Annotated in this window: 12 protein-coding genes; 5 read left to right on the top strand and 7 right to left on the bottom strand. The window is 50.3% G+C overall.

Going from position 1 to position 13217, the window contains the following annotated elements:
- Positions 1 to 171 precede the first annotated feature (171 nt).
- Positions 172 to 3714: a pyruvate:ferredoxin (flavodoxin) oxidoreductase gene (gene nifJ, locus ACI3EW_RS07715; RefSeq protein ID WP_118532028.1), complete on the bottom strand. Its 3543-nt coding sequence runs from the start codon at positions 3712 to 3714 to the stop codon at positions 172 to 174.
- A 391-nt stretch (positions 3715 to 4105) separates the two neighbouring features.
- A complete protein-coding gene (locus tag ACI3EW_RS07710; RefSeq protein ID WP_485663349.1) occupies positions 4106 to 5848 on the bottom strand; it encodes a VanW family protein in 1743 nt (580 codons plus the stop codon).
- 316 nt (positions 5849 to 6164) lie between these two features.
- On the opposite strand from ACI3EW_RS07710, the gene ACI3EW_RS07705 reads away from it, so the two are divergent.
- Complete coding sequence (locus ACI3EW_RS07705) at positions 6165 to 7028, top strand: PHP domain-containing protein (protein WP_118532024.1); 864 nt, start codon at positions 6165 to 6167, stop codon at positions 7026 to 7028.
- Here ACI3EW_RS07705 and ACI3EW_RS07700 read toward each other — a convergent pair.
- Positions 7025 to 7561 carry a precorrin-2 dehydrogenase/sirohydrochlorin ferrochelatase family protein gene (locus tag ACI3EW_RS07700; RefSeq protein WP_405582169.1) on the bottom strand — a complete coding sequence of 179 codons (537 nt, stop codon included), beginning with the start codon at positions 7559 to 7561 and terminating at the stop codon, positions 7025 to 7027. The genes ACI3EW_RS07705 and ACI3EW_RS07700 overlap by 4 nt on opposite strands.
- Before the next feature lie 239 nt (positions 7562 to 7800).
- Between ACI3EW_RS07700 and ACI3EW_RS07695 the strand changes: the two genes are divergently transcribed.
- On the top strand, positions 7801 to 8043 hold the full coding sequence (locus tag ACI3EW_RS07695; protein ID WP_118532019.1) for a polya polymerase: 243 nt from the start codon (positions 7801 to 7803) through the stop codon (positions 8041 to 8043).
- 5 nt (positions 8044 to 8048) lie between these two features.
- Here ACI3EW_RS07695 and ACI3EW_RS07690 read toward each other — a convergent pair whose 3' ends face one another.
- Together ACI3EW_RS07690 and ACI3EW_RS07685 are read right to left on the bottom strand one after the other, a co-directional pair.
- Entirely contained in the window at positions 8049 to 9215 is a 1167-nt protein-coding gene (locus ACI3EW_RS07690; RefSeq protein WP_405582166.1) for an alanine--tRNA ligase-related protein, read from the bottom strand.
- 301 nt (positions 9216 to 9516) lie between these two features.
- Positions 9517 to 10308, bottom strand: a complete 792-nt coding sequence (locus ACI3EW_RS07685) for a hypothetical protein (RefSeq protein WP_405582163.1) — start codon at positions 10306 to 10308, stop codon at positions 9517 to 9519.
- A 228-nt stretch (positions 10309 to 10536) separates the two neighbouring features.
- Between ACI3EW_RS07685 and ACI3EW_RS07680 the strand changes: the two genes are divergently transcribed.
- Entirely contained in the window at positions 10537 to 10791 is a 255-nt protein-coding gene (locus tag ACI3EW_RS07680; protein ID WP_118735500.1) for a chorion class high-cysteine HCB protein 13, read from the top strand.
- Between the two features lie 74 nt (positions 10792 to 10865).
- On the opposite strand, the gene ACI3EW_RS07675 is transcribed toward ACI3EW_RS07680, so the two are convergent.
- Positions 10866 to 11027, bottom strand: coding sequence for a hypothetical protein (locus ACI3EW_RS07675; RefSeq protein WP_182426814.1), 162 nt, complete (start codon positions 11025 to 11027; stop codon positions 10866 to 10868).
- A gap of 345 nt (positions 11028 to 11372) precedes the next feature.
- Between ACI3EW_RS07675 and ACI3EW_RS07670 the strand changes: the two genes are divergently transcribed.
- Both ACI3EW_RS07670 and ACI3EW_RS07665 read left to right on the top strand, forming a co-directional pair.
- On the top strand, positions 11373 to 11807 hold the full coding sequence (locus ACI3EW_RS07670; RefSeq protein ID WP_215702493.1) for a hypothetical protein: 435 nt from the start codon (positions 11373 to 11375) through the stop codon (positions 11805 to 11807).
- Positions 11804 to 12079, top strand: a complete 276-nt coding sequence (locus ACI3EW_RS07665) for a hypothetical protein (RefSeq protein WP_405582158.1) — start codon at positions 11804 to 11806, stop codon at positions 12077 to 12079. Before ACI3EW_RS07670 ends, ACI3EW_RS07665 begins: the two co-directional genes overlap by 4 nt.
- Positions 12080 to 12215: 136 nt before the next feature.
- Here the strand turns inward: ACI3EW_RS07665 and ACI3EW_RS07660 are convergent, their stop codons facing one another.
- Complete coding sequence (locus ACI3EW_RS07660) at positions 12216 to 13214, bottom strand: N-acetylmuramoyl-L-alanine amidase family protein (protein WP_118531997.1); 999 nt, start codon at positions 13212 to 13214, stop codon at positions 12216 to 12218.
- Between the last annotated feature and the right edge of the window lie 3 nt (positions 13215 to 13217).

The following is a 13217-nucleotide window of genomic DNA, read 5'->3' as shown; positions in this document are numbered from 1 at the left end:
TAGTATAGAGAAAAAGACCTGTGAAATCAAGGAATATCACAGGTCTTTTTTCTTACGATTTATTTACGATGAAGCGGAAGCCGCTGCAAATGCAGCGCACTGCAAAAAGATCCCGGGAAACAGCCAAAGCTGTTCCCGGGATCTCAATACGATCTGATTCAATTTTGCAGATTACTGCTCGTTGTCATCGTAAAGCTTTACTAACTTCTCAAGGTAAGCGTACTTATCTTTCGCGTTCTGCTCAGCCTTAGCAAACAGCTTCTCAGCTCTTGCCGGGTTCTTCAGTGCGAGGGATGTGTAACGAACCTCACCCTTGATGAACTCCTGATAATCAACGGTAGCCGGCTTGCAGTCAAGGCTGAACTTCTTGCCCTCAGCTGCCGGGTTGAATCTGAAGAGGTTCCAGTAACCGGACTGAACAGCAAGTTTCTCCTCTGTCTGAGCCTTTGCCATACCTTTCTTGATACCGTGGTTGATACACGGAGCGTAAGCAATGATCAGGGACGGTCCCGGATATGCCTCAGCCTCAGCGATTGCCTTGATGGTCTGGTTCATATCAGCGCCCATGGAGATCTGTGCAACGTATACATAGCCGTAGCTCATAGCGATTGCAGCAAGGTCTTTCTGCTTAACTTCTTTACCGCCTGCAGCGAACTGAGCAACAGCACCTGTCGGAGTAGCCTTGGAGGACTGTCCGCCTGTATTGGAGTAAACCTCAGTGTTGAATACCATGATGTTGATATCCTTGCCGCTTGCAAGTACGTGGTCAACACCGTTGAATCCGATATCGTAAGCCCAACCGTCACCACCGAAGATCCACTGGGACTTCTTAGCCAGGAAATCTTTGTTCTTGACGATGTCCTTGCATGTCGGGCAGTCAACGTTCTCAAGAGCAGCTACGAGTTTGTCAGTTGCAGCACCGTTTGTAGCACCAACACCGAATGTGTCTAACCACTCCTGGCATGCAGCTTTTACTTCTGCTGTTGCGTTCTCGTTTGCAGCAACTTCCTCAACTTTAGCCTTTAAGCCATCGCGGATTGCCTGCTGAGCGAGTAACATACCATAACCAAACTCAGCGTTATCCTCGAACAGGGAGTTAGACCAAGCCGGTCCTTTGCCTGCTTTGTTTGCTGTGTAAGGTGTGGACGGTGAAGAGTTACCCCAGATAGAAGTACATCCTGTTGCGTTTGCGATGTACATTCTGTCACCGAATAACTGTGTGATCAGTTTTGCGTACGGCGGCTCACCACAACCAGCACATGCGCCGGAGAACTCAAGGAGCGGCTGTTTAAACTGGCTGCCCTTTACAGTTGTCTCTTTGAATTTATCGATTACATCCTGCTTGATGTCAAGTTTCTGACCGTAGTTGAATACTTCCTGCTCTGCAGCGTTTCCTTCAAGCGGAACCATTGTAAGAGCCTTCTCACCCTTCTTGCCCGGGCATACGTTCGCACAGGAACCACATCCGGTACAGTCAAGTGCGGAGATCGTCATAGCGAACTTGTACTCCGGCATACCTGTCATCGGGATTGTCTTTGTACCAGCCGGTGCGTTAGCAGCCTCAGCCTCTGTCATAGCTACCGGACGGATAACTGCGTGCGGGCAGACATAAGAACAGAAGTTACACTGGATACAGTTGTCCGGATTCCAAACCGGTACGTTTACTGCGATACCACGTTTCTCGTATGCAGCAGAACCGGACGGAGTTGTACCGTCAACATACTCTTTGAATGCGGATACCGGGAGGTTGTTACCTTCCTGAGCATTTACAGCAGCCTGGATGTTGTTTACGAAGTTGATAACATCCTCGCGGCCCTCTGTAGCGTGAACCATGTCAAGACCTTCGTCTTCACAGTTCTTCCAGCTCTCCGGAACTTTCACTTCTACAAGTCCCTTAGCGCCTGCATCGATCGCTGCCCAGTTCTTCATAACAACGTCTTCACCCTTACGACCGTAAGTAGCCTTTGCAGCTGCTTTCATAAGCTCGTTTGCTTTGTCAGCCGGGATGATCTTTGTCAGCTCGAAGAATGCGGACTGAAGGATCGTGTTGATACGGGTCGGGCCCATGCCTGTCTCGATACCAAGTTTAACACCGTCGATGGTGTAGAATTTGATGTTGTGGTCAGCGATGAACTTCTTAACCTGTCCCGGTAAGTGTTTCTCAAGACCCTCAGCATCCCACGGGCAGTTGAGGAGGAATGTACCGCCGTCAACAAGCTCCTGAACCATGTTGTACTTGCGGATGTATGCCGGATTGTGGCATGCAACGAAGTTTGCTTTGTGGATCAGGTATGTGGACTTGATCGGAGTATGGCCGAAACGTAAGTGGGACATTGTAACACCGCCGGACTTCTTGGAGTCATAATCGAAGTAAGCCTGAGCGTACATGTCTGTGTTGTCGCCGATAATCTTGATGGAGTTCTTGTTGGCACCTACAGTACCGTCTGCGCCAAGACCCCAGAACTTACAGTTTGTAGTTCCTTCCGGAGTTGTAACAAGCGGAGCGCCTAACTTTAAGGAAAGGTGTGTCACATCATCGTTGATACCGATTGTGAATCTCTGCTTCTCTGTATTCTCGTATACAGCAACGATCTGTGCCGGTGTTGTATCCTTGGAACCAAGACCATAACGACCTGTGAATACCGGAACCTTATCGAACTTGGAGCCCTTTAATGCTGCAACAACATCAAGGTATAACGGCTCGCCGATGGAACCCGGCTCTTTTGTTCTGTCGAGTACGGAGATCTGCTTAACTGTATCCGGGATTGTGTTGATAAGAGCCTCTGTGCAGAACGGTCTGTACAGACGAACCTTAACAACGCCGACCTTCTTGCCCTGTTTTGCAAGGTAGTCGATCGTCTCTTCGATTGTATCGTTTACGGAACCCATAGCGATGATAACGTGCTCAGCATCAGCAGCTCCATAGTAGTTGAACAGTTTGTAATCTGTACCGATCTTAGCGTTTACTTTGTCCATGTACTCCTGTACGATTGCCGGAAGAGCATCGTAGTACGGGTTACATGCCTCTCTTGCCTGGAAGAAGATATCCGGGTTCTGAGCGGAACCTCTCTGTACCGGATGGTTCGGGTTCAGAGCGTTCTTACGGAATGCATCAATGGCGTCCATATCAGCCATTTCTTTTAAATCCTCGTAATCCCATGTCTCGATCTTCTGGATCTCGTGGGAAGTACGGAAACCATCAAAGAAGTTGATGAACGGAACTTTACCCTTTAATGCTGCAAGGTGTGCAACCGGTGTTAAGTCCATAACCTCCTGTACGCTGGATTCGCAGAGCATTGCGCATCCGGTCTGACGACAGGCGTAAACGTCGGAGTGGTCACCGAAGATATTTAAAGCGTGAGTTGCTACACAACGAGCGGATACGTTGAATACGCCCGGGAGCTGCTCACCAGCGATCTTATAGAGATCCGGGATCATAAGAAGAAGACCCTGAGAAGCTGTATAAGTTGTTGTTAATGCACCTGCTGCAAGGGAGCCATGTACGGCGCCGGCAGCACCTGCCTCGGACTGCATCTCGGTGATCTGTACCGGCTGTCCGAACATGTTTGTTCTTCCATCGGTTGCCCATTCATCGGTAGCTTCCGCCATCGGAGAAGAAGGGGTAATCGGGTAGATGGCTGCTACATCCGTAAATGCATAGGAAGCATGAGCGGCTGCATGGTTACCATCCATGGTTTTCATTTTTCTTGCCATAGTTGATTTCCTCCTGTAAAGTGTATAAATATGTAAATATTTATTAAACTTATGTGTTCCGCGTTTATCAGAACATCTATAAATTATTATAGCAATTTTTCCCTAAAATGCAAATCAAAAACGGCAGAATCATGTACCAAATCATAAACAATATTAAAATTTTTGCATTATCTTTTCATATTATGGAATGTTATCCGCATTGTGAGAATGTGCATTTGGTTAGTTTTGACAAACTCCTGTTCCGGAGCACTTCTCTCTTTTACAGATAATGATTTCTTTTAAATAAAAAGCGGTGAGGCAGGAAATCATTTTGATTCCTGTTCACCGCTTTTTTATATAAAGTATTCTTTTTATTGGTCCGACCATTCCCCGCTCTCAGGCGGGACCTCCGCTACTGTCCGTTCGGAGCGATCAGCCCCATATCGGACGGAGCCTGGTTCGTCTCCGCAGGCGCTGCCGTTGTCTCCGGCGTATACCCCGGTCCGTAGTTGGATCCGGCGGACGGTGCTGCCGTTGTCGGTGCTGCTGTTGTCTCTGCAGCCGTCGTCTCCGCCGCCGTTGACTCCGCAGCAGATTCAGACGGTGCTGCCGCTGACTCTGTGGACTGCGTTTCCGTCGCCGCAACCGTTCCGGAAGTATTTCTCTTGATCGTAGCCGCCTTTCCTTTATAAGTGCTGTTGTGGAGAAGGACATCGCTCACGACCTGCCCGTTCTTTTTCGTGATCAGGTTCGTCTGCCATCTGCTTCCCGGTGTTGCCGCCTTTGCGACAACTTCGGTACCCGGCTGGAGAGTCGGGTCTTCGACATAAGTCGGTGCCGGCGCGTCGAGTTCCTTGATCTTTTCGGAATGCATCGACACGGTCACGCCGTCCTCTAAGATCGGGTTTCCGTAAATGGAAACCGTCAGGGTCTGACCGGAGATGGACGCTTTGATGCCGATCGCTGTCTTTCCGTTATTCACAAACCGCAGATCCGGACCCGCATATCCGTCATAGCTTACCATCGCATCCTCGCCCGGTGTGACATAGGAAGGTTCATATGTGTGTGCATGGCGTTCCGTCGTCTTGAGTCCGGCAAATACGACCGCATTGTAGAGAGTTGAGGATACCTGGCAGACACCGCCGCCCGGCTCCTGAACCACAACGCCGTTGGAGTACGCACCCGCTGGTTTGTATCCTTTTTCTGTGGTACGGTTGCCTGTCATCTTATTAAAGGAGAATTCTTCTCCCGGCTGAAGGATCGTGCCGTTGATCGCCGCGCAGGCGAGACGGATATTTTCGTTTCTGTCCTTATTTGTCGTTGTCGTCGTCGTATATGTTCCGATCTTTTTGAAATTGTCGCGGGCCTGAGCTTCCGTGATCTCCGGCTGTACCTCGTTCGCCGTCGCCGTGATCGTCTTGTCGTACTCTCCCGCTTTCATCGCCGCCGTGATATCGGAGGCAAGTTTTTCCTGATCGATCTTCTTTCCGGTCTGGGCTCCTGCAAATGTAAATTTGCCGGTCGATTTATCATAGGAAGCGATCGAACCATTCTTCGGCTCAACATCCCACTTTGCGGCCAGCGCTTTTACCTCGACCTGGACCGCGTCATCAAGGTCATCCGTCTGAACAGTATAGTCGCCGGATTCCTTCTTTGCGAGTGCCTCTTCGATCACCGCATCTACATTTGCTTCCATAAGGTTCGGAAGTTCTTCCGTGCTGTCACCGAAGGTCACCTTCATCTTCCATCCCATATCTGCAAGGACCTTCTCCATCGCCTCGGATTTTGTGAGACCGTGGATCTGGATCCCGTTTACCGTGATCTCCGCTTCGATCTCTGTCTCCGGCTCCGTCGTTGTCTCCTCCGTGGATGTTTCGGATCCCGCGTCCTGTTTCCCGGACCTTGCACAGCTCTGGAGTCCGACTGCCACGCAGATCAGAAAGATCACGACGCCGATCGCGATCAGGACGATCTTTGCCATATCCGGTCCCTGACCTCTTCCTCTTCCCCGGCCCCGGCCCCGTCTTCTTCCGGAGCCTCCTCTTCTTGCCCCGGTTCCCTTATTCCGGGCATTCTGTACCGCCATGATGCGGTCTGCCGCGCTGGACTGGCGGGATCTTCCGCCCGCTCTGCTGTTTCTGAATGTGTCACTCATTGCTCTCACCTTTTATTTTTGTTTTCAGGACGGATCTTCTCTCTATCCATCCGTTTTTCTGAATCCGAATCCGCGCGAAGCTTCCGGCTCTTACAGGCAGCCGATCCCGGTACAGAAAATGTATCGGGACATCGTTTCCGCAAAACGCGCAGATATACAGGTAGTAGTATAGCATAATTTAAGAAAAATGGTATAACAGAAATCTTAAATTTTATTCACAATTTTGTCTCAGATATGTTAAAATAAGGTAACAGTCTGCTGTTCGTCATTGATGTACAGCATCGCAATTACAGATCAAGAAAGGAACTTCTGATATATGAAACTCATCGACCTTCACGTTCACTCTACCGCCTCCGACGGCTCCTTGACTCCCACCGAGGTCGTAAACCGTGCAGCCGGTCTCGGGCTCACCGCCATGGCTCTCACGGACCACGATACGGTCTCCGGGATCGACGAGGCGTTAAAAGCCGCAAAGGACCTCGATATGGAGGTCATTCCCGGGATCGAGGTCTCCTGTATCTATAAAGAAAAAGAGATCCATATCCTGGGTCTCTACATTGATCATACGAACCCGGAGCTTCTCTCCTTTTTAAAAGAAGCTTCCCGGAAACGATATGACCGCAATATGGAAATGCTCGCCGCCTTCAATAAAGATGGATTTGAGATCACTGTGGAAGATCTCCACTGCGGGAATCCGAAAACCGTGATCACTCGTGCCCACTTTGCGAGAGCGCTTTTAAAGCGGGGATATGTGTCCTCCGTCGATCAGGCGTTCCGGAAATACTTAAACCCGGACCGACCGTACTACCGCTCCAGAGAGCTCATCACGCCGGAGGAAGTCCTTAACGCTCTCCAGGCCGCAGGCGGTTTCCCGGTCCTCGCCCATCCGCTCCAGTATAAGCTCGGCTGGGCAGGCACAGAAGAGCTTGTCTCCATGTTAAAAGAGCATGGTCTTTGCGGTCTCGAATGTTTTCACTCCTCCAACAATCAGGATGAAAGCGGAAAGCTCCGGAAGCTTGCAAAAAAATACGCTCTTGCACCCACAGGCGGCTCCGACTTCCACGGTGCCGCAAAGCCCGATATCGAGATCGGATCCGGACGCGGCGGGCTGCGGGTCTCGGCGCTCTATCTCGACGATATCAAGCTTTCGATGTTTATGGCCGGAATCGGAAGATCTTAGACATGTAACACGTTCCGCACAGCCTGCGAGATCTTAGCCGCCAGTTTATGATCTCTCCCACCGGAAGTGATTCCGACGACTGTGTCGCCATCCTTCGCGATTCCCGGAAAATAAAAATCACACTGGTCCCGGTCCGACGCATTGTTGACCGGGATATTTTTTTTGCGGCATTCCCGGACGACCTGTGCATTTATGTCCGGGGTGGCGGCGGCAAGAACGAATGTGAATTTATCTGTCTCCATGGGATCTGCTGAAATTGCTTCCGGATCTTTGATCTCATACTTTTTCCTTTTCCAGATGATCCGACAACTCCCCGGGGTCACCTTTCCTGATTTTCGTTCCTCTTCCGCATACACGGTCCCGGCGTCCGGCCCCAGCATTTCCAGAAGCTCCTCACCCACCTCCGGTGCCACAACAGTGATCTCACATCCGAACTCCAACAGCGTCCGGATCCGCCTTGCAGCGATCTTTCCGCCGCCGACTACGAGGACACGACGCCCTTCCAGGTTCACAAACAATGGAAAATATGCCATTTTTCTTGATCCTTTCCCTGTTTTTGGTGCACTTTCGACAGTCCGTCCAGCTTCCGCCCGATGTTCCCCATAAATTCCATAAAAATCCAGTTTAGATTGTTAAATTTTTATCTATTCCGTCGATTGTTTTTTCCCTACTCATCTGGTAGAATTCAAATCGTTAAAAGAAAAACGAAGTGACAAAGTAAAACACGAGTAACTGTGGCAGTTACAAGCAACCTTTGAGGAGGTAACTAATTATGAAATTAAAAATGAGAAATATTTCCAATCTTGATACATTTTTCAAAGTCATCAACCAGTGTGACGGCGCTGTTGAGTTAAGTCTTCCGGAAGGCGGAAGCGTAAACTTAAAGTCCAAACTCAGCCAGTACTTCTCCATGGCTACCGTTTTTTCCAACGGAAACATCAAGGAGTTAAGCCTTACCACACACAACGATGAGGATTCCAAGCGTCTGATCCAGTACATGGTTCAGGGCTGCTGATCCATTTAAGCCATAACAAACCCTTTACCGGCCAGATTGGAGAGCAGTTCTTCCTTCTTTGCGAAGAAGGTTCCCTGTGCCATCTGGCTGCTTCCCCCGCCTCTCCCGGAGAGTTCCCCATTTAATTCCTTCGAGAGAGCGCGCATGTCCTCGCTCTGGCTCCCCAGAACATAAGAGAATCCCCCATTCACACTTTCTGACAGGGCGAGGACAATTTCCCCCTTCTTTCCTTCGAGCGCGAAGTTCACAAAGTGACGGAGTTCCGTCATATCGAGATCATTTCCGAGGTAACAGATCTTCTCATTTCCCTCTTTTAACTGATCCGCCTGGAATTTCATAAGTTTTCTTGAAGTCTCAGACAATTTTGCCTGAGTCTGCATCAGCTCATTTTTCAGTTTTTCCACGGCATCCGCAGTCTTTCCGGCTTTTGCGGACAGGAATACAGAAATTTTCTGAAGTTCTTCCCTTTTCTTCTCATAATCCATCACAGCCTCTTCCCCGCAGAGCAGAGAGATCCTGACACCGCCCTTATAGTGAATCATGGTTAAAAATTTCACGAGACCGATCTCACCGGTTTTCGCCACATGTGTCCCGCAGCAGGCGCAGGTGTCGCCGTTCGGGATGCTGACGATCCGGATGTCCCCGGTCAGCTCCTTTTTGCTCCGGTAGTCCATCTTTGCAAGTTCCTCCGGGGATGGGAAGCCCGCGTAGATCTCCAGATTCTCCCAGATCATCCGGTTCGCTTTCTTTTCGATCTCCAGAAGCTCGTCCCATGTGAGCGTTCCGTTCAGATCGATCGTGATCTCCTCCGATCCCATATGGAATCCCACATTGTCATATCCATATTTCGCGTGGATCAGCCCGGAGACAAGATGTTCACCGGAATGTCCCTGCATATTCCGAAATCTTCTCTCCCAGTCGATCTCGCCAGTCACGGTCTCGCCGACGGTAAGCGGTGCGTCCGTATAGTGGACGATCTCCCCTTTCACATCATGGACCGCCGTCACATGCGCTCCGCCGAGGATTCCCGTATCATACGGCTGTCCGCCGCCCTCCGGGTAAAATGCCGTCTGGTCAAGGACCACCTCATATCCCTTTTTTCCCTCCGTACAGGAAAGGACTTTCGCCTCGAATGTGCGGATATATGCTGAATCATAATATAATTTTTTCATTACTGTCTTTCTCCTCTTTGTCTCTCAATTTCCCCGGATCTTCCGGAAATCATCAAGCCTGACTGACAGTTTTTTCCGTCCTGTCATATCCTGTCTCCTCTCCGGAGCCGTACTCCCGGAACCATCTGCTGCGATCCCTGCTGCCGGACGTCCCAGTGTATCTTGATTTTACCATCTCGCTTCCCATATGACAAGATGGGGATTTCGCCGATGTTTCTCACTCGAAATCGCCAAAATCCCCATCTATTACTGTGTCATATAAACTTTCAGTTCAAAAAATCTCTGTCTGCGAAAAGGGATGTTATGACACCCATGCACCGTCCCCGTTCACATGATACCCGTCCGGAGTAACTGTGTTGACATAGAGCGTGCCGGTCTTGTCTGCGCAGTACCAGGTCCCGCCGACCTCAAACCAGCCGGTCTTTGCATAACCGTCGGCATCCAGATAACTCCAGCTGCCACCGGTCTGTTTCCATTCGTTCGTATGCCACTTGCCGTCATCCTCAAGGTACCACCAGCCATTCGCATCCTGATACCATCCGCTTGCGACAGAAGAATCGCGCAGCCGCTTTGCTTTCTTCTTTGACTTTTTCTCAAGCTCCGCTGCTTTCGCCTCGATCACCTCCTGTTTCGCCTTCGCACTTTCTCCCGGTGTACTGAATGCCGGGAATTTCAGATAGATCCGCACACCCCGGACTCCGTCTTCTTCGAGATCATCTTTTCTCAGCCATTCGTACTTTTCGTAGGTGCACTCCAGACCGCGCAGCTGGATCTTCTCGACGGTCTCTTTCGAGAGCTTGTAACCGCTGTCATAATAAAGATCGATCCTGAGCTCCGGTGTGTCCATCCGGTCCCATCTGACCCGGTCATTTACATAATCATAAGAATGGATCGTATATTTTTCCGCAGACGTAGTGATCTCCGGAAGCGTATCATCCAGAAACTGTCCCGGCTTTGCCGCCTCCCCATCAAGATAAAGGGAAATTTTCTGGATCCGCCCGGCTGCCGATGCAGGGAAAACGTTGATCCCTGCGCAGAGGAGTATCCCCGCAATAAAACCTACCTGTCTGAGCTTTCGCTGATTCTTTTTCATACTGACCTGTTCCTCCTTAATTTTATCTCGATCAGATAAATCCCACAGCCCTTTAAGGCGGCGAGAATTCATATATTGTGAGTTCGATCCGGACCATGGTCCTGAATTTTCGCCGCATTCGGAAATGTCCCTTGCACGGCAATAGAAAATTTCTGCTGATATTCGTTAAATCCTGACATGCCCTCCTGCATATACTGAAAGTGTAAAGATATTTCCGGAGGAAATAACATGAGTGATTTAGCTGCTACAAACTGTGGATGTGGATGTGACAGCCCGGCACCGGGCTGCGGCGGATGCGGATGCGGAAACAACTCTCTTTGGATCATCCTGCTTCTCTGCTGCTGCGGCGGTTGGGGACATAACGGCTGCGGAAATAGCTGTGGAAATGGATGCGGATGTGACAACAGCTGTCTCTGGATCATCCTGCTTCTCTGCTGCTGCGGCGGTTGGGGCAATGGAAACGGATGCGGCTTTGGCTGCTGATTCTTTTGCAGTCTCATCTCTTTCACGGGGCGGGAGATCTTCCCGCCCTCCTGTTAAGATTCGCCCAATATTTCCTAACCGCGCCTTAGCGGCACCTTCGTTCCATCTTTGTTCCATCCGCTTTTTCCCGTCGGATGGTTTTCCTCCGCACGTTTCTGCTCATCCATCATCTTCTTTCTCTCACATTCCTCATCGATCTCATACACACTGTTTCCATCTATGACAAGTCTTCCCATTTTCTTCCATCCGGATTCCGTCCGCAGCTGCGCCATTTCTTTCCATCTGCGTCTTTTTACTGTTATTTTATTCCGGAACTTCTTTCACTGTGAACCCGGAGAAGCAGTGCTTTCGCAGTTACTTTTCACGGGTAGGAATTTTCTGAACTGAAAATTCCGTATGATACCGTTGTGGTCGCGGATTTTGCCGATTTGGAATGCGAAGCATCGGCAAAATCCTGTTACAGTACGCGGGCATGGAGTGACCGTGTACTGTAACCTTTCGCATTCCTCTTTCATCCGGATTTTCCCGTCATGAGCCGGAACTTCCTCTCATATATTTTCACATACAGGAGGTCCACAAGTATGAGTGAAAAAGAATTAAAACTGACCGATCTCGACTACGCTACCGGTGATCATCATCTCCAGATGGTGAAAGCCGCACTCCCCTACCTCGACATCGGCAGGCAGAGAAATCTTTCCATGTTCGTAAAAGTCGAAGAGCTTCTGCGGACCATGGAATTTTTCCGGGACAACGAGGACGGCATGATGAAGATCTGTGCGCTCGATGCGGAACACACTTCTCCGCGATCCATGCTCTCAGCCGTCCGCCCCTACGCAAACCATCAGGAGCAGGAGATGATCGATATGATGACCCGGTTCTTAGAGACCCGGAAAGGCGCCGCAAATGCCGGAGTCACACCGGATCAGCTTCTCGCGCTTCTGCCGCCGGATGTAAAAAATCAGTTTGAGACCCTGCAGATGGTGATCCAGAGCTTCGCGCCGGGAGGTTCTGCATGAACAACTCCACATGGAAATCCGACCCGAGACTTCACTCCATGGACGCCGCGAAGATCGCGCTTCTCGCATCCTTTGCGGATGAACTTGCAAACACACCGGAAAATGAGAGAATGCGTGCGTTTCTCAACCTGAATCAGAAGATGCAGAAAGAGTCCATCTCCTTTTCGGCAGACGAAAAAGAACTTCTCTTTGATGTCCTGTGTGAATCCCTCTCCCCGCCGGAGCGTCAGAAAGCCGAAATGATCCGCCGCCTCGCCGGGCGGCTGAGGTAACAAGTGAACAAAAGCGGCTGGGACGACATGTCATATGAGCATGTCTTCCCAGCCGCCATTTTCTCTGCTGCCGCACATCCGTGAAAAAATTTCATGCCGCTCTGAAACCGGTCAGGAGTCTTCCCGGATCACATGCTCAGGAGATCCAGACTCCGGCTTCCCGGTCGGAACCATTTCCAAAACGATACGTCTTTCCGTCGATCGTTCTCTCTCCGGTTACCATCGCACCGGATTCATCGAGATAATACCAGGTTCCATCCGGAGACTGGTACCAGCCGGTCACCATGTAACCGTCCGCATCAAACCGGTACCAGCTTCCGCCGATCTCCTTCCACTGGTCCTGACACCAGGAAGTCCCTCTGGCATTCATCACATAACGCCACTTTCCGGTTTTGTCTTCCTCGATCCACGCACCTGAAAATGCCTGATCTTTCGGAGTACTTCCATCCTGTGATGTGAATCTGGTTCCGGTATAGACGATCCCGGGTCCGGCAACCGCTTTACTCTTCTTTCCATCGCTGTTTTCTGCTGTCACAAAGAAGGTGTAGAGCTTTCCTTCCTTCATCTGACCGGAAAAATCGATCGTATTTCCACGTTTTACCGTCTCACTCGTTCTCTTTTTTCCATTCTCATAAAGGGTTACATGATAGGAAACCGCCTTATATGCCTGACTCCACTTTGCTGTCCCGGTACCACTCCAGTCCGGATCCAGAGGAACCCCGATCTTTTTATTCATCGGGATCATGTCCACATAGAGCCAGACCTCTTCATTCCCCTCGTATTCTCTCGATACAAAGCGATAGACATCGGACCCTTTGAGGTCGAAATAGGAGCTTCCCTTTTTCCGGAACTCATACCCGCTGTCCGCAACAAGCCCGATCTGGACACGTGCGCAGTAGGAAGAATTCCAGTTGTCAACATCCGCACCGTTGATGACCTCGCAGCCGGTAACTGTGTAGCCTTTTCCCATATTTGTGACCTTGACCTCCCCGGTCTTTGTCAGTTGGGATTCCAGCTTCAGTTTCACCCGCTCGATCTTCACGGGATCTCCCTCTGCCGCCCACGCGCCTGACGAAAACGTCAGGCACATGAGGAGCGACAGAAAGAATACTTTCCAGCCTTTTTTTTGTTTCATGGA

The sequence above is a fragment of the Pilosibacter rotomagensis genome (assembly GCF_045062245.2).
Classification (GTDB): domain Bacteria; phylum Bacillota; class Clostridia; order Lachnospirales; family Lachnospiraceae; genus Pilosibacter.
Note: the sequence above shows the minus strand (reverse complement) of the source record. Positions and strands in the feature narration are given on the sequence as shown.

Bases quoted from the DNA above. Each gene is read 5' to 3' on its own strand.
- nifJ (WP_118532028.1), bottom strand. From the start codon at position 3,714: ATGGCAAGAAAAATGAAAACCATGGATGGTAACCATGCAGCCGCTCAT.
- ACI3EW_RS07710 (WP_485663349.1), bottom strand. From the start codon at position 5,848: ATGAGTGACACATTCAGAAACAGCAGAGCGGGCGGAAGATCCCGCCAG.
- ACI3EW_RS07705 (WP_118532024.1), top strand. From the start codon at position 6,165: ATGAAACTCATCGACCTTCACGTTCACTCTACCGCCTCCGACGGCTCC.
- ACI3EW_RS07700 (WP_405582169.1), bottom strand. From the start codon at position 7,561: ATGGCATATTTTCCATTGTTTGTGAACCTGGAAGGGCGTCGTGTCCTC.
- ACI3EW_RS07695 (WP_118532019.1), top strand. From the start codon at position 7,801: ATGAAATTAAAAATGAGAAATATTTCCAATCTTGATACATTTTTCAAA.
- ACI3EW_RS07690 (WP_405582166.1), bottom strand. From the start codon at position 9,215: ATGAAAAAATTATATTATGATTCAGCATATATCCGCACATTCGAGGCG.
- ACI3EW_RS07685 (WP_405582163.1), bottom strand. From the start codon at position 10,308: ATGAAAAAGAATCAGCGAAAGCTCAGACAGGTAGGTTTTATTGCGGGG.
- ACI3EW_RS07680 (WP_118735500.1), top strand. From the start codon at position 10,537: ATGAGTGATTTAGCTGCTACAAACTGTGGATGTGGATGTGACAGCCCG.
- ACI3EW_RS07675 (WP_182426814.1), bottom strand. From the start codon at position 11,027: ATGGGAAGACTTGTCATAGATGGAAACAGTGTGTATGAGATCGATGAG.
- ACI3EW_RS07670 (WP_215702493.1), top strand. From the start codon at position 11,373: ATGAGTGAAAAAGAATTAAAACTGACCGATCTCGACTACGCTACCGGT.
- ACI3EW_RS07665 (WP_405582158.1), top strand. From the start codon at position 11,804: ATGAACAACTCCACATGGAAATCCGACCCGAGACTTCACTCCATGGAC.
- ACI3EW_RS07660 (WP_118531997.1), bottom strand. From the start codon at position 13,214: ATGAAACAAAAAAAAGGCTGGAAAGTATTCTTTCTGTCGCTCCTCATG.